The following is a 25,015-nucleotide window of genomic DNA, read 5'->3' as shown; positions in this document are numbered from 1 at the left end:
GATGGAACCGCTGCGAGAGCGTATTCAGGAGGAGCCAGCAATCGGCACCTGGCTCAATACCAATAGCCCCGTTGTCGCCGAACTGCTCGCATCCTTGGGGTTTGATTTCCTCACTGTGGACACCGAACACTCTGCTATTGGCATCACTGAAGCTCAAGCACTGTACCAAGCCATCGCAGCTGGCGATTCCGATTGCACGCCCCTCGTACGACTGCCAGAAACGAACTACGAGACCGTCAAGCGCCATCTTGACGCTGGCGCGAAAGGCGTCATCGCACCGTTGATCAACACTCCCGAGCAAGCCTGTGAAGTCGTTAAAGCCGCTAAGTATCCCCCTGAAGGCAAGCGTGGCGTTGGATTCGCCCGTTCCAACACCTACGGTGCCAATTTCGACGCCTCGGTCCCCTACGACAACGATGAAACGCTCGTCTGCGTCCAGATCGAACACCGGCGAGCGATCGAGAACATTGACGAAATCCTCGCAGTCGACGGAATTGACGCCGTCCTATTCGGTCCCTACGATCTCAGCGCTTCCCTCAATGTCACGGGCCAGTTCGATCATCCGAAGTTCGAGGAGGCAATCGATACCGCCGAAGCTGCCTGTAGAGAACACGATATAGTTCTCGGCACCCACGTAGTCCAACCTGACGTCGACGAGGCAACCCAGCGTATCGAAGAGGGATACCGGCTGCTGGCGTACAGTCTCGACATCACCGTGCTTTCGGAAGTGTTTGGAAACGACCTCGACGAGATTCGATCGGTTGCCAGCGATTACGACCGGTAGCAACTTCGGCAGCTGTTCTGTTACTTGATCTCGATGGCTGGGAGTTGTTGTCCCTCCTCGGCCGCCTGCCACGCCGTCTCGTACTCTTCGAGTGCGTAGGTCCCGTCAAGGATCGCCTGTACGTCGATGTCCGAAAGTAGGTCGAGTCCGCGGTCGAATTTGTCGAACACCGGCCCGCTGGGCTTCATTACCGTCGTATCCTCAAGGGCATCATCGACGAGGGTTAATCCTCCATATCCGCTTCCGAGGAGAAGCACGAACTTTCCCGGGCCAGTTTGTTGGATGTACTGCTCAACCGTAGACGCCTCACCGATCGTGTCGATGATGAGACCGTACGCCGAAGGATCACGTTCGTCTGTATCACCGGCAATCCCTCCACCCCCGGCCAGCCGGTGGACGTCACGACCCTCCCGTTCGAGAACTTGGGCGACTATTTGCGCGCGCAGTGAATCGCCGATCACCAGACAGCTATCTTTGTCTGAAATAAGCGCTGTGGCACGATCGATCTCGCAGGCGATCCGTGAAAGGGTGCGAACCAGTACTCCCTCTCGTGGATCGGTGTCGTCGGGAAGTCGACACACGTAGTCCGACGGAACCGTGATAAATCGAGAGTACGCTCCTACCTCTGTATCAACACCCAGCTCGACAGGATCCATACAGGGCCGGTCGTCTTCGTTACTACATGCGCTACACAGCCCGCACTCGAACGTCGTCCCCCCGACGACCACGTCGCCAACCGCAACCGTGTTGGCGTTTGCACCGATGTCCGCAACCGTGCCGACGTAGTTTCCGCGTGGAACGACCGAGGAGTTCTCTCCATCAACGCAATCAAAGTGAATACTGTCCGGAGCAACCCCTACGTAATCGGTGTGAACCAGTACCTCGTTGGGTCGAAGTTCGGGCAGCGGTGACCGTTCGAGAGAGGAACTTCCGTCAGCATCGATGACAACCTTCTCGTTGGCGCCGCTATAAAAGTATTCGAACCGGTCGGCTTCTAGATCGCGCTCGGACTGTAACCCCGAGGCAGTTCCCATGTGCTGGTTGTACCGGAACTTGACGATATTTGAGAACGTCTTTATATTGATGCTGCCCTCGCGTAAGGCAGCGATTGTGTCCCCAAGAATGTCTGTAGGAGTTGATAAGTACTCACGCCACCTGTCAGATGGGGATTTAATGCCAATCTCGACGTCTGCGATCGCTTCACGTTCAAAACGGTTAAACACCTGTTCCCACGTCTCATCATGAATGTGATAGACACAGGCGTCCGGTTCGTAGACAACTGTGTAACCCCAATCTATGAAGTGCTTTGCCCACTCGATGTCCTCGTGGCCGGTCAAGTACTCGTCGAACTGATGCTCTTCCCAAAGCTCTTTTTTAATGGCCGAACTAGCGTTGTTCGCCCAGTAGTCGGGGCCTGTTTGCCGTTTCCGTTCTTCGGGAAACAACTCATTAAACAGCCGTCGTTCGGAAAACTTCGTCTCCTCTGCGCCTACCTGATTACTGTAGGTCATTACGACGTCACCTTCGTATAGGTTTTCGATCATCGTTCCCAACCACTGATCGTCGGTCGGTATCGCGTGCGCTGATAGAAAAGATACAAATTCACCTGACGCAGCTTCGCAGCCGACGTTACATGAATATCCGAAGGTGAAATTTTGCGGTGCAATAAATTCAGTTTCATCGACGTATTCTTCTGAAATTTCTAGCGTTCCGTCTGTCGACCCTGAATCAACGAGAATAATTTCGAAATCACGATATTCCTGCTGCTCGACTGCTTCGAGGACATCGCCGATGTACTCTGCTTCGTTGAATGATCGAATAATGATACTCGTTTCAGGCATTCCTTATTCCTCTTTTTTTGTCGAACTATCTATTTGTACTGGATTTCGGTTGCGAGGGTTCGGAAAAAGGTTTAATTCCATAGAATAAAGAGAGTGCTAATCTCTCTACTGCCGAATTATAGGAGGTGAATTTCTCTCTCCCCTTCTTACGGTTCCCTCAGGTTGTGATCTCCAAGGTAAAGATCATCTTGTAGCACTGCCGCCCGTCCGCCATCAACCACGAGACACTGCCCCGTAATGAACCCAGCCAAGTCACTCACAAGGAAGAGAACAGCGTCTGCCACGTCTTCCGGTGTTCCAATTCTACCCAACGGGTGAATACGATCAAGGTACGCAAGTTGTTCGTCAGTTAACTCCTCCGCTATCCGCTCGACCATCGTCCACCCCGGATTGACGCTGTTAACCCGGATATCATCAACACCCCACGCAACAGCCATCGATCTAGTCATCCCGTCGACGCCCGCTTTGAGTGCGTTATACGGGAATTTCTTTGGTTGCGTAGCGATCGCGTGATTCGACCCAATATTGACGATCGATCCGTGGTCGCTTTTAACTAATGAAGGATATGCGTACTTCGCAGTCAGCCAGTATGCTCGGAAGTCTGTTTCGAGGATTGCATTCCAGGTATCAAGATCGACCTCGTCCGGGTTGGTGTCCGTCTCAAATGCGGCATTATTGACTAGAATATCGATTCCTCCAAACTCACTGATTGCCGTTTCAGTGAGTTGCTGTAGGTCGTCGGGATCACGAACATCTGTCTGTGTGAATACTGCATCCCCGCCAGCTTCGTTTATTCCGTCGACAACTTGCTCGCCCTCCTCAACAGTTCGTCCACTAATCACGACAGAGGATCCAACCGAAGCTAATTGCCTAGCGATTACTGCGCCAATTCCTCGAGTACTTCCTGTCACAATAGCTGTAGTTCCTTCGAAAAGATGATCAGTATTGTTCCAATCGTTCATTGAAAAGCAGTAGCTCACTCAACAGAATAAAACACAGGTATTCTTACTGTGCGGCTCTACCGCGTTCTGAGTTCATAAATCCCCGGTGAAATTGGCCTTACGGAGAACGACTGGATCGAGAAGTGCGAGATTCACAAGCCGAACCGTTGTCAGTGAACTCCGTGTTGAGCCAAGAGAACTGGCATGTCAGGGACAGAAAACAGGAAATATCGCGGTGAAAGCGACAGCCGTCGCTGGCGGCTGTCGCCGGCAAGTGAGGGCTGATCAGCCGAACGAATCCAGCGTCTCGCTCCAGAAAGTCCGCACTTTCTGGATTGCACGCGCCACGCCACCCCTGACCGGGTGGCGTTGGCGAAATCACACGACGAGCACGTATCCAACCAACCCACAAAACAGCTCAAACGTTCGAGTCCGCCGTCATCTGAGTCAATCTCGTAGACATCTTCGTCGTCTCCGACGAACTCGTCTGAGAAGACAACAGAACGTGTCAGTTCGAGGTTCGTTGCGTCGGAACGACGACACCTCGCGTCAGCCATTCCAGTCGTTTTCGCTGGACCGCTCGCTGATGATACAGCTGTGGCGTGTGCAGTAGCTCGAACAGGAGGCGAACGACCGCGCGGTAGTCGCGGTCGTTCGTGAGTTCGGAGAACCGTGACTTGGACATGTGTTCGAGGGACTCCTCAACAACGGTCTTGTCTTCGAGTTCGGCAAGAGAACTGGACGGATCGAGGCCTTCACGAACAGCGACCTTGAGGTGGTTCGTGAAGTCGTGTTTGTCCGAGTGGATTCCGATTCTGAACTCGTCGGCAATAGACTCGCTGTCGACTGCGTCGAGCAGCGAGTAGAGTACATCGGCGACAATTTCGTCAGCATTGATCTTGCTGGCGTCCGTACCTCTTGTTGATGGTCTGTGTTCTGAGTTGGAAGCTACAGACATTACAGGCCGTCACTACCGGCTCACGCCGGTTTTAAATACTCAGAACGCGACAGAATTGCAGTGTCAGTGGTTGGGATTATACTTTTCGACCCCACCGGCCTGCCGTAGTACGCCATCTGTCTACAGGTCCATTTGATTCTCCAGTACTATCCAATAGAGTTTTGAACACTCTTCCAGTGATATCTGGTATGAAAGTTGTGGTAACAGATCGACCATTTCCAGAGCCGAACCCATACGAAGGTCTCTTACAAGAAACAGGGGATCTGTATGGTAAATTCATAGACTCTTCAAAGAACGAAATCGTTTACGCGGAATGTACCTCTGAAGAGCAAACGATACAGAGTTGCTCAGATGCTGATGTTATTATCACCTTTGTGGCACCGATCACCGACCGTGTTATGGATGCAGCTGGGGATTTGAAGCTAATTATTCGTCAGGGTGCTGGATACGATAACATCGATGTAAAGGAAGCAACGAAGCGTAGCATTCCAGTTTCGAACGCACCTGATTATGGATCAGCAGATGTCGCAAGCCACGGGATTGCAATGGCCCTGGCAGCCGCACACGATATACCATCTGCCGATCGGAGACTTCGAAAGAGTACAGGATGGGGATCTTCGCGAGTAATACATCCTATTCAGGGAGGAGTCTATGGAATCGTTGGACTCGGTCGCATCGGTCGACGAGCTGTCCCGATGGCTCGTGGACTTGGTATGGACGTGATAGCCTTCGACCCTCTACTTGATGATGATATTTTCGAACAACTTGATGTTGAGCAGGTATCGTTTGACGAATTGCTTGAACGTTCTGACTGTATTACTCTTCATGCTCCGTTAAATGAGGAAACTCACCACCTATTTTCTACAGATGAATTCAATCGAATGAATGAGTCTGCAGTCTTTGTTAATGTTGCTCGAGGTCCACTTGTAGACGAAAAAGCACTTGTCGAAGCTGTTGAATCAAATCAGATTCGTGCTGCTGCGATTGATGTCTTCGAAAAAGAACCGCCTACGGACTCACCGGTGTTGGAATGTGACGATATAGTTCACTCACCACATCATGCTGGAAGTTCTCCAGAGGCTAAGGAAAGAAAAATAAAAATCGTTGGTGAGGAGATGGAACGTGTACTCAAGGACAAACCACTACAGAACGTTGTCAATCCTGAAGTATATCAGTATCTTGACCAAGAGGTCCGAAGTTGACTGGATATAAATAAATGAATTAGAAACGACGACGATAAATAGCGCAGAAATCGGTGCGTCTGTCGCAGCAAAGCTGTTTGAATCAGATCTTCAAATAAACACAAAGATCTCTAAATTAGATTTTGTTACCAACGCAGATTTGGAATCCCAGTTAGAAATCAAAAAATCATCACCTCCTATGAAAATCCCGCAGGCGAAATTATCTACGCTACCAGTAAGAATATTCACGTGAATGGCACATATCGATCAACTTCAGTTTGAGACCACAAGAGTGAAACCGACTATGTCTATATTACTCAACCGATAGGCGGGATAAGTCGTACTGCGGAGGGGTCGCTGTGCGGGTGCTGTGTGGTCCTGCAAACCTTTTGCAACGACTGCTTGTACTTAGGTACTCACCTCTGGCGGATCAAATGGTTCGTTTCGCTTCAGCATGTAGAATATTGATACCAGTATCTTCCGAGCTGTTGCAACTGCTGCGATTTGTTTGTTTTTCCGTTGTTCTAATCGCGTATAGAAATTCCCGAAGTACTCTAATCATCGCTTCGCTACGTGAGCTGACTGGACCAGTGCCCAGCGCTGGTCGCGCTCGCGGCCCTTCTTGCTGATGCTTCCGTGAATCTCTGTCTCGCCCGACTGGTGCACAACTGGATCAAGTCCGGCGTAGCTCACTGCAATCACGCCAATCAGACCGGCGAGTGCAGCAACGACTGCGACGACGAGGAAAGCACCGATGCCCGTGACAGGCTCACAAATGGATAGGTATTTATTTTTCGGTATCTTTCTGAGTGTAATATGGCCACGACGGACATTCAGTACAGTGATGTTAGCGAGTTTTTGTTCGAGATTGAGACGACGCTTGACCTCTGTGGGTGGGAGATTGATGGTCTCCGGGTCTGGGATTACGTTCGAGCACCGTTACAGCGAAAACTATTCGCGGAACTCAACGCGACTGGGGAATCAGATTCAAGTGTTGAAGAGGGGCTTTTGACTTATCTCCAGGGAGGATATCTCTGGGGGCGAAATATCCTCCTCGGAAACCCCTTCTTCGAGGACTGTGCGGTGCTTAGTTACGGGACTGGGCGTCGGAAGAAGTTAGAGGACGGAACATGGTGGGATATATATTTCGACCCGTTTTACACCCGGACCGAATTTGATTATCTTCATGTCGAACAGCACTTCCAGAACGGGCACAAAACGCCAGCGAGGACGGAAGATCTCGCATACAACGACTTCATCCACTATTCTGGAACGATTGCTCACAAGTTAGGTCTGTTTGATCTGAACTACTCACATGAGGACCGTGATACAATAGACAATATCAAACGTCACACAAAGGACCGCTTCGGGAGAGGGGTGGAAGTCGAACCGTTGATCGAACGAAAGATACGTGAAAGCAAAGCCAGGAAACCATTGTACGACAAACTCCTCGAACGGACTGACCCCGAAATAGCGATGATGACAACATCGTATGGAAGAGAATCGTTCATCAGAGCCTGTAAAGACCAGGGTGTCCCGGTAGCCGAACTACAACACGGTGCTATCGATCCGTACCATCCAGGATACTCCTTTCCTGATGATTCGACAAAATCAATATTTCCGGATTATCTATTGGTGTGGGGCGAGTTCTGGAAACAAAACATCGAATTTCCCATCCCGGATGAGAACATTATTATCACGGGCTATCCGTACCTTGAGAATCAGGTGAAACGGTACAGCTCGAATGAGGAACGAGAACAGATTATCGTCATCTCGCAGCCAAAAGCCGGGAAGAGTCTCTCGAAGTTTGCAATCGAGCTAGATGGGGACGATCGAATTAAGTCTCGGATTATCTATAAGCTCCATCCGAAAGAGTACGAAGACTGGGACGAGCGCTACCCCTGGCTACTTGAGAGTGACCTCAAGATTATCGAAAGTGATGTACCATCTCTGTACCAACTTCTCGCCCAATCGAAAACGCTAATCGGGGTCTCTTCGACCGTCATCTACGAGGGATTCAATTTCGGTCTTGAAACGTTCCTGCTTGACGTTCCTGGAATTGAGATGATGGAGTGGATCTTCGATCTCGATAACATTTATGTAGTCGGATCGACCGACGAACTTGTAGAACGTCGTGCGAAGGGCAACCGGCCGGTGAATACTACACGGTTTTTTGCCGACTCGCCGGTCGAGAATCTCAGAGAAACGATTATCGAGATTACTAACGGTTGTATTACCACATCTTATAGTTAATACCGGCTCGATCACCAGACCCATCTCAAAACAGTGTCTACAAGAGCGTAACTTTCATTCGTACGTCGTCATTTTGGCGAAATAGAATGATATCCACGATTATTCCGGAGCGTTACAATCTGGAAAACCTCTCGCGTGTCCTCCGGAATCCGTCGATTCTCCTCCGTGAGCCGAAAAACATCAAGCGCGATCTCGTGTATTATCCGAACCGGTCGGTCGGTCGGTGGAAGTTTCATCGGAAGTACGGAGAGGGTATCGACATCATGGAGCACGACTGGGACAATCTAATTATTCTCGATGCCTGCCGGTACGACTTCTTCGAGGCTGTTAATTGGCTTGAAGGCTCTCTCAACTCGGTCGTCTCGCGGGGGAGTCACAGCCGAGATTTTGTCGATTCGAACTTTCGTGGCCGCTCGCTGCACGATACCGTGTACGTCTCTGGAAACGTCAAAGCGGCAGACCTGAGCGACGACGTTTTTCACAAGCGCGTCCTGACCTACAGCAAGACATACTCGACCGACGAGTACAGCGCTTTCAAAGAACGGTACGAGCGGTATAGCCCTGAGGCAGTCTACGAACTCGCAGTCCAGAATTATCATAAACACGAGGACAAGCGGTTTATTGTTCATTTCATGCAACCGCATTGCCCCTACTTGGGAGAGAAAGCCGAACAGCTCAGAGAGCGACTCACAGAGGAACACGGACTGCGCTTCAAAGCCTGGGAAAGTCTGGAGAACTACGACGAGGACGCACTGTACACCAACCACCTCCTCAGTGCATTCGAGGAGGGGTACGGAACCCGTGAAGAACTCGAAGAGGTTTACGAGGAGAACCTGGAACTCGTTCTGGAGTTCGTCGCTAATCTACTTGAGGAACTGGAGGGAAAAACTGTCATAACCGCTGACCACGGCGAACTTCTAGGAGACCCGACAAACTTCTATTACTTCGGCAGGAAATACGCTCACATCAAAGATGTCTATATTCCCGAGCTACGTGTCGTCCCCTGGCTCAAAATCGAGGGCGAACGACGGCGAGAAATTACTGCCGAGGATCCGCTGGAAACCGACGAGATTGACCCGGATGTTCTCGACGAACAATTAGAAGCGCTTGGCTATATTTAGAAGCCACGTCCAGTTTCAGTCAGGCGTCGAAGTACGCCGCAAGTTTCTCGGCGATGAATATCTCAGTTTTCTCCATCGACTCGTGTGTCGCACCAGCGACGTGCGGCGTGATTATGAGATTCGGGTTGGTCGCAGCGTACTCGACGAGCGGATCTGACTCGGTCCAGTCTCTTTCATCCGTGTATTCTCCGCGCAACACATCCAGGGCAGCACCAGCGAGTTGTCCCTCTTCAAGCGATTCGAGCAGGGCGTCCTCTTCGATTATCTCCCCCCGTGACGTGTTGACGAGATAGCTACCGGGCTTCATCAGCTCAAACTCCGACGGCCCGATCAGCTCCTCCGTCGAATCGTTGTACGGGACGTGAATCGAAAGGTAATCTGACTCCCGAAGCAGTTCCTCGAAGTCGACGAATGTGGCGTATTCGCCCTCGGAAACGTTCGGATCGTGTGACAGCACGTCCATGCCGAACGCGGTTCCGTACCTGGCGATTTTTGACCCCAACCGTCCATATCCGAGGACGCCGAGGGTGGCGCCGTGCAGTTCGTGCCCCTTGAACTGGTCCCTGTCCCAGCCACCGCGTTCGACGTGGGTGGTCGCATCCGGCAGGCTCCGGATACACGCTAACAGCAGCGCCCACGTGTGCTCGGCTGTGGCGTAAATCGAATCGAGAAATTCGCGTTCCCCACGCAAGCAGATAATTTCTGCGCCGTGTTTGTCCGCTGCCTCCGTGTCGACGTGGTTCAGTCCCGTGGTGGCAGTTGCGACTGCGCCAAGATTGTTCGCATGCTCGAATACCTCCCTGTCGATGGTGTAGTCTAGACGGACGATGAGTGCGTCGTAGTCCCCGACAGCGTTGAGCATCGCCCGTCGGGACAGCCGCTGTTCGTCGACGGTTGCAAACGACTCCAAAACAGACCGTGCTTTCGGGGAGTACCCCTCCGGTTCGAGGTTGAGTATCTTAGTCATTGGTTTCGATGAGCAACTTGGCCAGCTTGAAATCGAAGGGTTCGTCGATGTTCACGGACCGTTCTTTGGGCATTATGTAGGCTGCCGGGTTGTCAGTATATACCCGGCCGCGGTCGAACAGCACCTCGCGCGTCGAGACGTAGACGGCACCGTTTCGGAGGTACACTGGTTTGAACTCCTGACGGCGGTCTGGCACCTCTGCTTGGTCTCTGAGCGCGACGACTCTCCTGTCCGTGTCGTCCTCGTACATATAATTTGGATGGGTGTCGACGGTTTCGTAACAGGTAATAAGTGAGTCCGCACTGGAGTCGAAAAACGTCTCAATTGCGCTGTCGATGTCTTCAGCTGTTCGCAACGGTGTCGTTGGTTGCAAGAGAACGGTAGCATCTACTCGGCTGTCGTTTTCCGCTTCGAACTCGGTGACTGCGTGTTTGACCGCGTCGATGGTCGGTGAGTCGTCCTGTGCCAGCTCTGCCGGTCGGAGGAAGGGAACCGATGCACCGGCATCCCTCGCGATTTCGGCGTACTCCTCGGAATCCGTCGAAACGAGAAACGAGGAGAGCCGCTCGCTTCCGATAGCCGCCTCGATAGTGTAATGAATCAGCGGCTTGCCACGGATTTCGCGGATGTTTTTTTCCGAAACTCCCTTTGATCCACTCCTGGCCGGGATAATACCTAGCAGTGTTGGTCCGTCCTCACTCATAGGTTAGTCGTTTCTGGATAGACACCTCTTCAGTCGCGAGCAACTCGGCGATACGTCCGCCCGCGTTTCCGTCCCCGTAAAGATCTACCGGCTCGTACTGGCCGTTCTCAAGCTGTGTCCGGATTGCTGCCTCAATCTCGGGCGCGTCGTAGCCGACATCGATGACGTTCTCCGCTTTCTCTCGCCCCTGCTGGCGGGTGCCGATGTTTACCGTCGGCGTTCCGAGAAACGAACCCTCGCGAATTCCCGAACTGGAATTGCCGACGATACAGACAGTATTTGCGACCAGCCGTCCGTAATCTTCCGGACTGAAGTTCGTGTAGAACCGGACCTGATCGTTCTCCGAACTCTCGCGGAAAATCCGCAACTCCTCGGCTATCTGCTCGGTCCCCGGGTCGATATTCGGCCACAGCCAGATTGCCTGCATGTCGATACGTCGGATCGCCGCCAGAGTTTCCGAAATCTGCTCTCGTGCGTCCGCATATTCCGTCGTGACGGGGTGCTGGGAGACAAGGAGGAACGGCTCGTCGGAATCGATCTCCGCGCCAACCCCGTTGTACCGTTCGAAGAGTTCTGATGGCAACGACAGATCGAGTGAATCGACAACGTCCATCGCTGGACAGCCGGTACAGTGGACTGTTTCCGGGTCTTCACCCATCCGGATTACGTTTTTTTTTGCCTTCTGGGTTGCGGGAAAATGTATGTGGGACAGTTTCGTTATTGCGTGCCGGACGCTCTCGTCGATAGTGCCGGTAATCTCCCCGCCTTGGGTGTGTGCCACGGGTATGTTCATGTAACTCGCCGTCATCGCTGTCGACATGGTCTCGAACCGGTCGGCGACGGTCAGGACGATGTCCGGCTCCATACCGTTGAGCAGAGTCGCCATGTTCACAATACCCATTCCCGTCGATTTCGCCATCGTCGTCGGTGTTCCTCCCTCAACCATGTAGTGGAGTGTCGCGTCCGGCTCGAACCCGTCTGCTCGGATCTGTTCGATGGCCTGCCCGTACCGCTCTAGCAACGCTGAAGCCCCAACAATCAGTTGAAGTTCGAGATTCGGGTGTTCTTTGACAGCCCGCATCACCGACTTGATCCGGGCGTAGTTCGCTCTGCTGTGCACTGCAATACATATCGTCCGTGTGTCTTCAGGCATCTATATCATCCCAGGTTAATAACCGCTCGGGTGATACGTTGTCTTCAAGTGTCGCCCCAATAATCTTGTCCCTTTCGTCGTACGGGATACCGCTTGCAGGTTTTTTCGGCGTAATCAGGTCCTCCGTGATGACTGTCCCTGCCGACAGCTCCTCCGCGGGGGCGATACTCTTGCTAAATAGTGCCCGCGTCTCCGAGAGTTCCTCGGCGATCTCGTTTTTATTCACCGGGTTGGTATCTATCTTGTGGACCGCGTCCCGGTGGTCGACGACGGTAGTCAACTCCTTGAAGGTGAGTGACGAATCGGCGTCCGGACCGAACATCCGCCGGTCGAAGGTCACGTGAACCTCGAGAAGGTCGACCCCTCTTGAGATAGCTGCCATGGCCGGATGAGGACTCCCAGTATGGTCCGAAAGGCCGACCGGACATCCGTACCGCTCTCTGAATTCTTCGAGAACGTTCAGTCCTACTTCCTCCAGTGTCGCTGGATACTTGCTCGTGCACTGGAAGAGCGCGTATGGGGTGTCGTTCGAGTCCAGCAGAGCCGTCATCTCGTCTATCTCCTCGTACGTGCTCATACCAGTACTGAACAGGACCGGAAGCTCCGTGTCCGCCATATACGACACCAGCTCGTCCGACTTGTACTCCCCGGAGCCGATCTTCCAGGCTGGAACGTCGACCGACTGCAACAGGTCGACGGCTGCTTTGGAGAACGGGGAGCTGAGAAAGATGAGTCCCTTCTCACGGGCGTGTTCGGCTAACCCTTTCCACTGCTCTTTCGTGAACTCCATGCGCTTCCAGTATTCGTAGCGCGTGTCGTCTTCCCAGCTGAAGTCGGTCCGGAACGGCTCGTCCAGCGTCGATTCGTGTTCCGCGAGATGGGTCTGAAACTTTATCGCGTCCGCTCCCGTTTCGGCTACGGCATCAATGAACGAGTGGGCGATGCCGAGTGAACCGTCGTGTGCCTGCCCGATCTCGGCAATGATACAGGGCTTTTCGTCGTTTCCAATCTTGTTGTCGACAATTGTGAGTGACATACGCGTGAAAGCACATATTTTATGATCCCATAACTATATAAATGGGCCGTATTAATTCGGCGGTGTTCAGATAAGGATTGAGAAGCGAGGCGGAGCGCTTTTGAGTTCCCATGTCAAAAACACCCGTCTCAACGGTAATATCGACCAGATCGACTTAGAGTTTGCTGAACGAGAAGCCACAAATACTCGCCGGGATCGGCCTTGAACCGGCCGATCTCCCGCATCACTCGACGCTAGTGAAGTGGTTTGATAGGATCAAGACAGCACTCTACAGTACCTCATAGAAGATTTTGAACAACCGGCCCCACGCAACAGCACCAACAACTACTCTGTGGCATGCTCGTGAGTTGAGTTCTTCAATAAGTTTTTAGGAGCACTAGCGAGTGCTGCTGCGTCTGTCGGCGCAGCTGCACGACCCATCCGGTCACGCTGCTATCGACGCGACGTTTTTTGACCGCGAAAACGCTAGCAAACACTACTGCCGTCGGACGAATTACCGGATTCAGACGCTCAAAACAACAGCTCTCGTCGATACAGAAAGCCAAGCGATTATTCGTCTTTAGTTAAGAGATCGAAAGACTGCGGTACGATTTAGTCAGTATGTAAGTAGAGCAGGAGATAAGAATTGACAATGGTTTAAGTATTGTTAGAATAAAGCGTTAAGCTTACTGTGCACTCGGTGCACGCATTTCTAAGACCGTCTTAGAATATGACTCGAACAAGAATTGGGCGTCTCCGTCCAGACTGAACTCGCTGATAAGATCGATCTCCTTGTTGAGGAGTGCGCAGATCTCGGAGCCAACCGCTCCGAGATCGTTGAAGCGATCATCGCAGCATATTTCCAAAGTGATGAAGAGAGAATTAAAAAGACGTGAGAGCTGGTTATCCGCAACAGAAAACGATTTAACTCGTAGAGAAGTCCGTGCACCGAGTGCACGGACTTCTTAGAGCGTTATTGGAAATCACAGGCTGAGAGGATTAGTATCACCGTTGTGGTTGGTGAATAGAAGGCTCATTTCTGCTGTCTAATCCCGTCGCTGTATTGCGGTTCAGACCTTAAATAAAGACGAATGGCCAAGCGATTTATAATTCATTGTACGACTGAGAAACGTCACGATACACAACTCGGCTGGCAGGTCGCCCTCTGCAACGTGGGCGACCTCGGCAGCCTCGCTGCTGACAAAGGCTACAATTGGATGGATTTACGCGAGAAACTCCGCGAAGAAGGCGTAAGACCGCTAATCAAACATTGAGTTCCGGCCTATCGATCTGCGCGTTGTGTGCGTGATCGATGGGCCTCGATATCATTAACGAGCAATGTGCGAAACCGTCTTCTCACGATCAAGCGTACGCTCGGCGACGCCGTGCGCGCGCGATCTTGGTACGGCGAATTCCGCGAACTCGTCCTAATGTGTGTGGTTCATAGCATCATGCAATCTCTGAAACGGTGAAATCAAGCTCTGTCTGGCGATTCACCACTGCCCATCAATTCATCAATCATTCTTATTTGAACACTGCTCTGTTACAGCTCGTATTGTTTGGATCGCAACAGAAGGCTGTCCAAGATTTGACCATTCACTTGGTTGTTCTCCTTGAGCCACGATGGCTTTTTTTACCATCAGATTCGAACGACAGTAATGATGGTCACTCAAGAGGACTTATACAACTACCCTCACTGGAGACAACGAATCAGATTCGAGGACAATAAAATCACTCCAGGAACGCACAGTCTCAGATGGGAGGCCCTTGGACTTCCTGAAGATTTGTCTGGTAAGTCATTTTTAGAAGTCGGTGCGTACGATGGAATGTACTCGTTTGAAGCAGAGCGGAGAGGTGCCGAGACGGTATTGGCTACAGACATATGGGATACAGATGAAATTGACGGATCAGAATATCCGAACACACCTGACAAAACAGGGTTCGATTTGGCCCACGAGTATCTTGATTCTTCGGTCAGTTCCGAACGTCGAGATATTCTAGAGCTCCACCCAGGCAACATCGGAACGTACGATATTACACTCTGTATGTCTGTCGTATCCTGGACAAACTATCCCTTGTGGAGTCTAAAACGGCTAGCCTCGGTCACCGATGATACGCTGGTGTTGACCCTCGCTCTAAGCGGTTCACACAATCAGTTCCCCGAAATCAAGATGTACGGAAACGAGAGTTCCGCGTATCAACAGCGGTGGCTGATGAACAAATCTACTGTGAGACATGTGCTCCGTAACACGCTCGGTTTCAGTGATGTCACAATACAGAAGCGGGAAAGTAACGTTCACGTTCATCCGTACGTACAGTTACAGTCTCCAGTGGTGGTTTATGAGGACTACCAACTCGCGGAAAAGAAAACAACCCTAGATGCTGGAGTAAAGCTAAAAACCCGCACTGAACAGGATGGTACGGTTTGTATTGCGGACTGGCGGCCTTCGGACGACGGGTTAACGAAGTTCGGCTGGGTCGCTGCTGACGAACTTTCCTTTACAGAAGAAGTAGAAACGATACCGAATCTTCGGACCATACAATCCTACTTATCATCAATTCGTAATGACAATGTGGGCTTTCGTGAAATAGTCAATGAGCTGGGGTCCGTTTCGCGAATACTATCGGATAACAAAAATCAACAGGCATACATTGTCCAAGCTATCAAATAATAGAATGCATATGACCCGTGATGTATCTATCTTGTTTCTGCTGAGGAATCATAATGAGATCGATCAAATGTCCCCTGTTCTGTACAAACTTGGTCGACGGGGGAGGGTCTCTGTTGACGTTTTGCTCAAAAACACTTCCACCGATGATTACCGAATCAACGCCGTATCAGAGTATGACAACATTTCGGTTTACGGGACAGGAGGGAGTTCAGGTGACCAAACGTCAATAGACCAGATAATGTGGAGTTACCTCAAGCAAGCCGGGCGGAAAGTTCCGACTAAAATATTCCAACTATTTTACAATAAATACAGGAAAAAAACTGGTCCAATTCCATCAGGGATAGATCTTCACAATTACTCTGTAGTATTGTTTGACTGGACAATGGGAAAAGGAAACCAAACAAATAGGTTGGCTGAACGGGAGGATCTCACAACTGTGGTCTTCCCGCATGGAGACAGTCCGTTCGTGAATCGACTGGAAACGTACAAAGTATTCAACGAGTTTGTTGGAGAGAATCGAAACTTCCAAGAGCGAAAAACGCCCGCCAAAATCGGGTATAGCAACTACGAGAACATGTTGAAACACGATTATGCTCTATTCCCAAATAAAGAGACTGCTAGTCGAATTGAGGGATACTGCACCAATAATCAGGTGAAAGTTCTTGGATCCCCAAGGTACAATCTGGAGTGGCTTGATGTGCTTGATGATATCACACCTTCCTCACAACTCGATGAAACCGAGGCTCTGAATATTGTGTTTTTTCTTCGACCCGGGGAATTCTTTGTTTCCACACGGGAAGTAGAAGCAACCCTTGATTTGGTAAATGCATTTCCAGGGGTGACAACTATCGTCAAAGAACACCCTCGAAAAAAACTGCTCGACTCCTCGGTAGCATCTGATCTTGACAGTGTTTCGATTGTAGATGATATCGAATCGGTATCGCTCATTGACTGGGGAGACATCTTCCTGAGCTTGGGGACTACAATCGCGTTCGAACCCGTTATGAAAGGAAAGCCTGTCCTGGCACTCGAATATACACACGCAAATCACACTATCCTGGCAGACTACTTTCCAAACGCGGATATGCGGAGTAAGGAGGAGGTCTATCGGGCAATCCACGATTTACTGGAGCAGGGAACGTCCGGGTTCTACAACGAGGCGGACCGCCGGCAGTTCGTCGAGGAAATGATCACCAATTCGACCGGGTCGGTACTTGACGCCTGGGCCGAGTTCATCGAAAGGGAAGCTACAGGCGAGCAATCGGCGTAGACATTCGAGCGTATTGGTCCGTACGTCGTGTGCGATCAATCTGAGGTCGGCTGGCGGGCGTTCCCGGGTGCTACGTCACCGTGAACTGAGAGTACAGGGAGTTGCTCTTGATTCCGTGGGGCCCTCCAGGCGGATTCGTACTCCTCCAGAGGGTACGTCCCGTCGAAGATTTGATCGGTATCCAGTTCGGGAAGCCGTTCTAAAACCCGTTTTATATCATCCGTTTCTTGGGTGTCAACCTCGATGTGCGTAGATGAGGGAGCTGAGGGCCGCCTACCCGGCGGCCCTCAGTGGCCGGTCGGGGCCAGCGTTAGCCACAGCTATCGCCAGACCGCGACCGCCACCGCCTGAAGATATCGGCCGCCTTCCGGTTGGGAGAACCGCAGAGTTCGGGACGGCACAACTATTTTGTCGAAAACGGTTGTTTGTCTAGGTAGCAGCGTTTCCATAGGTGAATAGCGGCCTCTGGACGCGGATAGCAGTTCCCGCCGATCTGCGACGACTGGTGGCAGACGCTCATAACCACACAGAGATGTTGCACTCTATGAGAATACCGCTATTCGACAGATCGATATTATCGGCCTATTGGATGTTGCGCTCCTATGTTCCATATTGAACCGCATACAACTTCGCGTACTCCCCGTCGTCGTTCAATAACTCTCCGTGCGATCCTTCCTCTATAATCTCACCATCGTCGAGCGTGTAGATCCGATCGGCATTTTCCACCGTCGACAGTCGGTGCGCAATTGTCACGATTGCGTAATCTCTATCCATTGCCTCGATAGCCGCCTGCACTTCCCGTTCTAGATTCGAGTCCAAGTCGCTAGTCGCTTCATCCAACACCAGAAAGTCGGCATCCTTCAACAGTGCCCGCGCCAACGCGACACGCTGGCGCTGCCCGCCGGACAACCGAACCCCGTCGTCGCCCAATTGTGAATCGTATCCATTCGGCAAATCGTCTAAGAACTCGTCGACCCTCGCGATTTCACACACCCGCTTTACTTCCTGACGCGTCGCACCCCGATCGCCAATCGTCACGTTTCTCTCCAGAGTGTCGTCGAAAATGAAGGGTTTCTGGCGGACGAACGCGATCCGAGAGCGCCACTCATTCAGATCAAATCTCTCGATTGGCACGCCGTTTGCCCGAATCTCGCCGCGATCGGGTCGGTACATCCGCGCCAGCAACGAGACGACCGTCGACTTTCCTGCGCCGGACCGACCGACGAAGCCGATGAATTCCCCTTTCTCGACTTCGAAGGAGAGCCTCCGGAGTACTTTCTCCTCCTCGTTATACGAGAATTGGATGTCTTCAAACTCCACATGCTCGATTTTATCAATCGACCGCGTGCCGTCTGATTCATTCTGGGCTGCCAGTTCGTCGACGAACTCCTGTGTGCGAACGAGATGCGAGAGATTCCCTTCTAGATCGTAGACCTTACCGTTTAGCCGACTCACCAACGGAGACAGCCGGAACATCGCAAACAGGAAGATCCCGAGCGCCCCGAGCGAAAGTGCCGAGAACGTGAATCCGACGTAGATCAACACGAACAGCGACAGCGCAGCGGCGAGGTCGTAGAAGTTCTGTAGCGCTGCCTCGTTCCGCTTGAGATCAATCTCTGATTCGGTGTACTCCCGGATCGATTCCCGAAACGTATCGAGCACCTCTCCAGCAAGAGTAAATAGTTTCACATCGCGAATACCCTGCGTCCCGGCCTGGACCGACTGGTGGACGCGTTCGTTAGCTTCGGCGACCCGCGTCCCCGCGGTGTACGCAGGTTCGATGACGTATCGCATGAAGAGGGTAATTCCACCTAGCAACCCGAGCGCAAATACCGTCATCATCGGCGCGATGTAGAACATGATAGAGAGATATACCAGCGTGAGCGCGAGGGTTTCCAGCGACACGACGGCACCCCGGATCACTCGACTCGAGTAACGCGTTTCGGTGATAATCGCGTTCAGGATGTCGTCCGAGCCGTGATTGTCGAAGTACCTGATCCGAGCATCCAGCGCCAGACTGAACGTCTTCGTCCGCAAGTCGCGCTCGTACTCTTTTCGCAAAATCGCCCGCAGCCAAGCCACGAGAAATGACGACGTAAACCGGACTGTCATCACACCCGCAATCCCGATGATCAGAAAGCCCAGTGTGAACGGAATCCCGAAAAAGTCGTACGCCGACAGGAACGCGGACATGATCGTATCCTGGGCCTCAACTTCACCACCCTGGGCGACCTCCATGATTGGGTAGATGAAACTCAGGCCGATTCCTTCGAGGAAGGCTACGACACCACCCAGGACGACAATCGCGGCGGTAAATTCTGGGCGGTACTTCGCGACGCGAAGTAGGGCCTGTCCCTTCTCGCGCCAAGATATATCGGGATTTTCGCCCATGAATCTACGGCAGATTTCAGTCGGAGGATTAAAAACGTAGTGTTTTGGCTTCCGACATTGTCAGTTTAACCTCCACCTGGGCAATGGAATGTCTACCCAAGGCCGACATCAGACAAGTATGGCGGCTTTCCGTACCAATCAGTAAACTATCTGCGATGGACACACAAGTGCATCAAGATTAGTTTCTTTTTATAAGCGGTCATAACAAACACTTCATCGCTAATATTCACAAATGAATGTCGTGCTTATGATCTTTGCTCCGTCGGAGGGTTCTTGAACGATTTTTTAAGACCGGTCGACGTCGTCAAGCATCAGCGTCCGGAGTACGTCACCGTAGGCCGGCCGAGTGATGAACACCCCGATGAGCACACCGATGATGGTGATGATAGCGAACCCTTGCAAGTCGCCGAGACTCAACACAGCAAGGGGGCTCATCGCGATGATGGTCGTCGCGGCGGCCATCCCGATGACCCAGAAGGCCTTCCGGAACCGGCTCTGGAACACCCGGCCGGTCTGGACCTTCTCCTTGCGTTGTAAGATCTCGTCTGCCATGATGATGAGGTCGTCCAGTCCCGTTCCGATGACGGCGATCAACCCTGCGATGTGCGAGAGGTCGAGTGCCATCCCGAAGGATGCGGCGAAGCCAAGCAATAGGAATACCTCACTGGAGGCCGTGAGGAACATCGGCACGGCGACACGGACATCGCGATACCAGACATAGACAACGAGCGCGACCGAAATCCAGGCGGCGATGCCCGTTATCAGCGCGAGCGGCTTGAACTTCTGTGCCAGACTCGGCGAGATGAAACTCGATGACTCGATAGTCAGGTTCGTCGGGAGCGCGCCGGCCCGGAGATTAACCTCCAGCTGTTGTGCCTCTTCGAAGGACTGTGTCTGTAGCAGGAACGACGGGTTCGTCCGGAAGTCACCGGAGTTGATAGTCTCGGCAAGGCGGTCTCCCATACTTGCGCCGTAGACGTACTCGCCATCGACGACGGTGTAGAGACACCACTGTCCCTCACGCGGGCCGTCGTGGGCAGTCGCGTTGAAGTCACAGACACCGATTCCTTCGCCGGTGAAGCCGGCCTCTTGCATCAGGTCGGCATACCGCTGCCCGGCGTCGTCGGTGAGTGACACCGGAACTCGTGGCAGCGGGTTCCGGTCGCCCGGACGCTCTGCTGGCGAGATGTTCGTGAAGTCTTCGCCGGTCAGAATCTCTTCGGTCTGTAGCTCGGTGCCGTTGTCAGTCCTGACAGGGTAGCCGGCGATGACCTGGACCCGTCCTGGGTCACCGATGAGCTCTTTGACTGTCTCGCGGTCTTCACCGGGTACTTCGACGACGATGAAGTTCTCACCTGTTGCAGAACTGACGGTCGTGACACTGGAGCCACCGAGCCCGGTTCTGTCGATACGCTCGGCAATCGTGTCGACAGCTTCGCTCCGGGTCTCCGAAGTGGTTCCCTCCTCGATATCACCAGTAGTGGCGTCGATACCAATTGCAGAGAGTGCACTGGCAAATTCGTCGGCAGTTACCGTGACGTCGAACACCTCAATATCAGCGCGGTCGGGACCACGCTGGCGGACCGTGACGTTGATACCGTCGGTTTCCAGCTCGTCGGCCATGTCCCGTTCGACGGTTGATGGGTTCTCACTCCCGATGTCTATATCCGTAGCGACCTGTCCCTCCAAGACGCCACGGATGCGAGTTCCGCCGGAGAGTTCGAGGCCGTACTGGAGGTTTGTCGGGTCAGTGACCTGCTGGTCGCTCTCGTTGATGCCCGTATCACCGGAGGCTGCGCCGAGGGGTCCAAACAGCGCGAGTGCGGCGAGCAGGCACAGGCCGAGTAACAACAGTACTCGCCAGTTGTCTCTGATATCTATCATCGTTTCACCCCTTCGTACTTGTACCAGCGAAGTAGACTTATGTTGAGCATGTAGGTGTTCAGCAGGTCGGTAGCCAGCCCGAAGGTCAGAATGAGCGCAACGTCATCGAGCAGTGGAATCCCGAGCAGTCGGGAGACGACAGCCATCGTGATCATCGCCGACAGCGACGTAAGCGTCATCGAGACACCCGTCCGCATTGCCCGGTAGGCACTCTCGTAGAACTCACCGTGGCGCTTCAGAATGTGGTTGTTCAACAGAATATCTGAGTCGACACTGTATCCGATAATCATCAACAGCGCGGCCACAGCACCCAGACTCAGCTCGATACCGAACACGCGCATCAACGCGAGCGGAACCACGATATCAGAGAAGGCCGAGGCGACCACAGCCAGGCTCGGCACCAGCGAACGGAAGATGACCGCAACGAGAACTGACATCCCGACGAACGCGATAGCGACACCGAGCAGCGCCTCGCGCTGGGTATCACTTCCGAACTGTGCCGAGCGCGTCTCGACAGACTGTATGGCGTCGTCGCCGTACTCCTGCTCGATGACCGACTCCATCTCGGCGGTCTGTTCAAGCTGGGTCTCGACCTCGTAGTCGCTCTCGAAGCCAATCGACCGAACAGACTCGGTCTCGAACCCGGAGAGCTGCCCACGGATGTCATCCGCCGAGGCGTCGTCGGCGGTGAACTGAATCGACGTTCCGCCTGTGAAATCAAAGCCCAATGCGACCGGCGTCCCTGTGAGTAGATATGCGAGGGCCAACACCCCAATAGCGACCGCGAGAATCGCCAGTGGCACGGCGATTAGCTGGCGGTTAGAGTAGTCCTCATAGGGGACTCTCTCGACATCGATACGTCCCATGGAAAGTGCTCTTACACCGTGGTGAATAAGCCTTTTTGTATGGCCCTCTCGCAGTGGGGGAATCTCCGGCGCTACTATTTTGACGAACTCTCTCGTAGGTGGGACGTACATGCACGTTGAGGTCATCCAGGGAGATATCGCACAGCAGTCCGCAGACGCACTGGTCAACGCAGCGGGAACGAGTCTCCAGATGGGGTCGGGCGTTGCCGGCGCACTCCGTCGTGCCGGCGGCGAACAACTCAACGAGGCGGCGATGTCGAAGGGCCCAGTCGAGTTGGGAGAGGTGGCCGTCACCGACCCCTACGGACTCGACGCCGAGTACGTGATCCACGCCGCCGCGATGCCACATTACGGCGACGGCCAGGCAACCGCCGACAGCATCGCGAACGCGACACAGAACACGCTGGAACGAGCCGACGAACTGGGTGCCGAGTCGCTCGTCGTGCCGGCGCTTGGCTGTGGGGTCGCCGGGTTCGACCTCCGAGATGGTGCACGCATCATCGCCGAGACAATCCACGACTACAATCCAGAGACGCTCACCGACGTTCGGTTCATCGCGTACGCAGAGGAGGAGTACGAGACAATCATCGCTGCCGTCGAGGCTGTCTCCAACGAGTGACCAGCAGGATCGCCTTTTTCCCAAACCGTTAACGCGCTCGCGGTCGGTGTGGATACCATGACCCAGGCTGCTGACCGCATTTTCACGAACGCGGCCGTCCACCCGCTCACAGCCGAAGACAGCGGCGAGCCGACCGCCGAGGCTGTCGCCGTCCGAGAGGGAACTATCGTCCGCGTCGACTCGGCCTACGAAGTCGAGTTCCTCAACGGCGTCGAGACGGAGGTCATCGACCTGGAGGGACAGACGCTTCTCCCGGGATTCATCGACGCGCACACGCACATGGACATCGTCGGAAGGTACGTCGCCGAGGCCGACCTTTCGGGAACGACAGAGCCGGAAGCCTGTCTCGACCTGCTGGCCGACCAGCGTGATGAAAGCGAGGGCTGGATTCTCGGCTTCGGCTACGACGAGAGCGCGTGGGGTGGCGACTATCTCACCCGCGACCAGCTAGACAGCGTCAGCACAGACCGGCCCGTCGTCGCCTACCGCGAGGACCTCCATCTCGCATCGGTCAACAGCGTCGTCCTCGACGAATATCTGGACCAGATGCCGGCAGACGACGTTCACACTGACGACGGCGAACCGACCGGGGTCGTCGTTGAGGACGCACTTGATGTCCTTCGCGAGGAGACCGCGCCCGGCCCGGAGGGGATGCGAGAGTACCTGCTCGCCGCGCAGGCGGAAGCGAACAGCCTCGGCATCACCGGCGTCCACGATATGGTCCGCAACTCGCCGGCGCCGCGCGTCTACCGCGAACTCGACCAAGATGGGGAGCTCTCCGTTCGCGTCCGCATCAACTACTGGAGCGACCACCTCGATGCGGTCATCGAGACCGGCCTCCGGACGAACCACGGGACCGACCGCGTTCGAGTTGGCGGTATCAAGACGTTCACCGACGGGAGCATCGGCGGCAGGACCGCGAAGCTCTCGACGCCGTACGCCGACGCGCCCGAGGAAGACGGCTCCTGGGTCGTCGACCCGGAGACGGTCCAGAACCTGGTCGAACGGGTCGACGACGCCGGCCTCCAGATGACAGTCCACGCCATCGGCGACAGCGCAATCGAGGCCACTCTCGACGTCTACGAGGGGACAGACGGCGAGCGCCACCGCATCGAACACGCAGAGGTGCTCAGAGACGACCTCATCGACCGACTTGCACGCGAGGATGTAGTCGTCTCGGCACAGCCAAACTTCCTCAAGTGGGCACGGTCCGGAGGGCTGTACACCGACCGCCTCGGCGACGAACGTCGGGAAGCCTCGAACCGCTTTGGGACGCTTCTTGAGGAGGGTGCAACCCTCGCATTCGGCAGTGACTGCATGCCGATGGACCCGTTGTTTGGCGTCGCACAGGTCGTCGACGGCCCGACGGCGGCACAGTCGCTATCGGTCACGGAGGCGTTGCGGGCGTACACGGCTGGGGGAGCGTACGCTGGCTTCGACGAGGACCGTTTGGGAACAATCGAGACCGGCAACTGTGCCGATTTCGCGGTGCTCGACGAGTCGCCCTGGGAGAGCAACGACATCGCCGACATCGATGTGGCGCTAACCGTCGTTGACGGCGAAACTGTCTACGACGACCGCGAGTAGGCAGACAGACCAGTAGACGATTAAAGACCGGGGTCGTTTGTAGTGGTATGAACGTGAATCCGGTGCGTGTCGATGCGCTCGTCGACCTCACCTACGGGGGGCTGATTTTCGGGGCGGTTGTCGTGATGCTGTTCGGTCCACAGGGAATCGGCATCGCCTTCGGCATCGGTGTGTTGCTCTCGTATGTCATCCACGTCGTCTGGAAGATGGCGCGGTTCGACCCCGAGTGGATGACCCAGACGGTCCAGGAGACCGTCGAGAAAAGCGTCGACGAAACCGTCGAACAGACCGTCGAAGACGCTGTCGGCGACCAGGTCGACGATGCTGTTCAGGAGTCGGTCGGCAAGGAGGTCGAACGCACGGTTGAGGAGACTGTCGGCGAAACCGTCGAGGAGACTGTTTCGGAGCAGATGCAACATACCGTCGAGGAATCAGTCGGAGCCACTGTTGAGCAGGCTGTCGAGGAGACAGTCGAGGATAGCGTCGAAGAGACCGTCGAAGACACCGTCGAACAGGCTGTCGAGGAGACAGTCGAGGATAGCGTCGAAGAGTCCGTCGAAGAGGCCGTGGAGGGGACAGTCGAAGATAGCGTTGAGGAGACGGTGGAGCATACGGTCGAACAGGCTGTCGAAGAGAGTGTCGAGGATAGCGTCGAAGAAACTGTTGAAGATACCGTTGAGCAGGCTGTTGAAGACACCGTCGAGCAGGCCGTCGAGGAGACCGTCACCGATGTCGTCGACGACACCGAGGACGAGTCGGACGACTCCAGCGGCAAGCGGATGTGACTTTCCCCGACGATTAAGCCCCTC

Annotated in this window: 19 protein-coding genes and 4 pseudogenes; 12 read left to right on the top strand and 11 right to left on the bottom strand. The window is 53.8% G+C overall.

What is annotated here, in order from left to right; genetic code table 11:
• The first annotated feature begins 1 nt into the window (after position 1).
• Positions 2–784: an HpcH/HpaI aldolase family protein gene (locus OSC37_RS05030; protein WP_267163504.1), complete on the top strand. Its 783-nt coding sequence runs from the start codon at positions 2–4 to the stop codon at positions 782–784.
• Between the two features lie 20 nt (positions 785–804).
• Here the strand turns inward: OSC37_RS05030 and OSC37_RS05025 are convergent, their stop codons facing one another.
• From OSC37_RS05025 to OSC37_RS05015, 3 genes and pseudogenes are all read right to left on the bottom strand, one after another.
• A complete protein-coding gene (locus OSC37_RS05025) occupies positions 805–2,625 on the bottom strand; it encodes a glycosyltransferase (RefSeq protein ID WP_267163503.1) in 1,821 nt (606 codons plus the stop codon).
• A gap of 146 nt (positions 2,626–2,771) precedes the next feature.
• Complete coding sequence (locus tag OSC37_RS05020) at positions 2,772–3,587, bottom strand: SDR family NAD(P)-dependent oxidoreductase (protein WP_267163502.1); 816 nt, start codon at positions 3,585–3,587, stop codon at positions 2,772–2,774.
• Between the two features lie 404 nt (positions 3,588–3,991).
• Positions 3,992–4,524, bottom strand: a pseudogene (locus OSC37_RS05015) (IS4 family transposase); the annotation flags it as partial.
• A 188-nt stretch (positions 4,525–4,712) separates the two neighbouring features.
• Between OSC37_RS05015 and OSC37_RS05010 the strand changes: the two are divergent.
• On the top strand, positions 4,713–5,726 hold the full coding sequence (locus OSC37_RS05010) for a C-terminal binding protein (RefSeq protein ID WP_267163501.1): 1,014 nt from the start codon (positions 4,713–4,715) through the stop codon (positions 5,724–5,726).
• 387 nt (positions 5,727–6,113) lie between these two features.
• Here OSC37_RS05010 and OSC37_RS19125 read toward each other — a convergent pair.
• A pseudogene (locus OSC37_RS19125) lies at positions 6,114–6,470 on the bottom strand (transposase); the annotation flags it as partial.
• Positions 6,471–6,521: 51 nt separating this feature from the next.
• On the opposite strand from OSC37_RS19125, the gene OSC37_RS05000 reads away from it, so the two are divergent.
• Complete coding sequence (locus OSC37_RS05000) at positions 6,522–7,958, top strand: polysialyltransferase family glycosyltransferase (protein ID WP_267163500.1); 1,437 nt, start codon at positions 6,522–6,524, stop codon at positions 7,956–7,958.
• Between the two features lie 86 nt (positions 7,959–8,044).
• Positions 8,045–9,079 (top strand): alkaline phosphatase family protein, encoded by a 1,035-nt coding sequence (locus OSC37_RS04995; RefSeq protein WP_267163499.1) that lies wholly within the window; start codon positions 8,045–8,047, stop codon positions 9,077–9,079.
• Between the two features lie 19 nt (positions 9,080–9,098).
• On the opposite strand, the gene OSC37_RS04990 is transcribed toward OSC37_RS04995, so the two are convergent.
• The 4 genes from OSC37_RS04990 to OSC37_RS04975 are packed head-to-tail and all read right to left on the bottom strand — an operon-like array spanning position 9,099 to position 12,938.
• Positions 9,099–10,046: an NAD(P)-dependent oxidoreductase gene (locus OSC37_RS04990; protein WP_267163498.1), complete on the bottom strand. Its 948-nt coding sequence runs from the start codon at positions 10,044–10,046 to the stop codon at positions 9,099–9,101.
• On the bottom strand, positions 10,039–10,749 hold the full coding sequence (locus OSC37_RS04985) for an acylneuraminate cytidylyltransferase family protein (RefSeq protein ID WP_267163497.1): 711 nt from the start codon (positions 10,747–10,749) through the stop codon (positions 10,039–10,041). The genes OSC37_RS04990 and OSC37_RS04985 overlap by 8 nt, the downstream gene beginning before the upstream one ends.
• Positions 10,742–11,902, bottom strand: a complete 1,161-nt coding sequence (gene neuC, locus OSC37_RS04980; protein ID WP_267163496.1) for a UDP-N-acetylglucosamine 2-epimerase — start codon at positions 11,900–11,902, stop codon at positions 10,742–10,744. Before neuC ends, OSC37_RS04985 begins: the two co-directional genes overlap by 8 nt.
• A complete protein-coding gene (locus OSC37_RS04975) occupies positions 11,895–12,938 on the bottom strand; it encodes an N-acetylneuraminate synthase family protein (protein WP_267163495.1) in 1,044 nt (347 codons plus the stop codon). Before OSC37_RS04975 ends, neuC begins: the two co-directional genes overlap by 8 nt.
• Before the next feature lie 161 nt (positions 12,939–13,099).
• On the opposite strand from OSC37_RS04975, the pseudogene OSC37_RS18935 reads away from it, so the two are divergent.
• The 5 genes and pseudogenes from OSC37_RS18935 to OSC37_RS04945 all read left to right on the top strand — a co-directional run.
• Positions 13,100–13,492: pseudogene (locus OSC37_RS18935) on the top strand (hypothetical protein); the annotation flags it as partial.
• A 171-nt stretch (positions 13,493–13,663) separates the two neighbouring features.
• Positions 13,664–13,813 (top strand): hypothetical protein, encoded by a 150-nt coding sequence (locus OSC37_RS04960; protein ID WP_267163494.1) that lies wholly within the window; start codon positions 13,664–13,666, stop codon positions 13,811–13,813.
• 213 nt (positions 13,814–14,026) lie between these two features.
• Positions 14,027–14,389 (top strand): annotated as a pseudogene (locus OSC37_RS04955) (transposase); the annotation flags it as partial.
• A gap of 186 nt (positions 14,390–14,575) precedes the next feature.
• A complete protein-coding gene (locus tag OSC37_RS04950) occupies positions 14,576–15,589 on the top strand; it encodes a class I SAM-dependent methyltransferase (RefSeq protein WP_267163493.1) in 1,014 nt (337 codons plus the stop codon).
• Between the two features lie 10 nt (positions 15,590–15,599).
• Positions 15,600–16,859 carry a glycosyltransferase family protein gene (locus OSC37_RS04945; RefSeq protein ID WP_267163492.1) on the top strand — a complete coding sequence of 420 codons (1,260 nt, stop codon included), beginning with the start codon at positions 15,600–15,602 and terminating at the stop codon, positions 16,857–16,859.
• Positions 16,860–17,459: 600 nt separating this feature from the next.
• Here OSC37_RS04945 and OSC37_RS04940 read toward each other — a convergent pair.
• From OSC37_RS04940 to secF, 3 genes are all read right to left on the bottom strand, one after another.
• The gene (locus tag OSC37_RS04940; protein WP_267163491.1) at positions 17,460–19,250 is read right to left on the bottom strand and encodes an ABC transporter ATP-binding protein; all 1,791 of its coding nucleotides are present in this window, start codon (positions 19,248–19,250) and stop codon (positions 17,460–17,462) included.
• A 285-nt stretch (positions 19,251–19,535) separates the two neighbouring features.
• A complete protein-coding gene (locus OSC37_RS04935) occupies positions 19,536–21,134 on the bottom strand; it encodes a preprotein translocase subunit SecD (RefSeq protein WP_267163490.1) in 1,599 nt (532 codons plus the stop codon).
• Complete coding sequence (gene secF / locus OSC37_RS04930) at positions 21,131–22,000, bottom strand: protein translocase subunit SecF (RefSeq protein ID WP_267163489.1); 870 nt, start codon at positions 21,998–22,000, stop codon at positions 21,131–21,133. The genes OSC37_RS04935 and secF overlap by 4 nt, the downstream gene beginning before the upstream one ends.
• A gap of 109 nt (positions 22,001–22,109) precedes the next feature.
• On the opposite strand from secF, the gene OSC37_RS04925 reads away from it, so the two are divergent.
• Genes OSC37_RS04925 through OSC37_RS04915 form a run of 3 tightly spaced genes read left to right on the top strand, consistent with a single transcriptional unit; the run spans position 22,110 to position 24,991 of the window.
• Positions 22,110–22,619, top strand: coding sequence for a macro domain-containing protein (locus OSC37_RS04925; RefSeq protein WP_267163488.1), 510 nt, complete (start codon positions 22,110–22,112; stop codon positions 22,617–22,619).
• 57 nt (positions 22,620–22,676) lie between these two features.
• Positions 22,677–24,206, top strand: a complete 1,530-nt coding sequence (locus OSC37_RS04920) for an amidohydrolase (protein WP_267163487.1) — start codon at positions 22,677–22,679, stop codon at positions 24,204–24,206.
• Between the two features lie 47 nt (positions 24,207–24,253).
• Positions 24,254–24,991 (top strand): hypothetical protein, encoded by a 738-nt coding sequence (locus tag OSC37_RS04915; RefSeq protein ID WP_267163486.1) that lies wholly within the window; start codon positions 24,254–24,256, stop codon positions 24,989–24,991.
• The last annotated feature ends 24 nt before the right edge of the window (positions 24,992–25,015 follow it).

Origin of the sequence: Halovenus salina, from assembly GCF_026410925.1 — an archaeon.
GTDB classification, from domain to species: Archaea; Halobacteriota; Halobacteria; order Halobacteriales; family Haloarculaceae; genus Halovenus; species Halovenus salina.
This window is presented reverse-complemented; position numbering and strand designations above follow the sequence as displayed.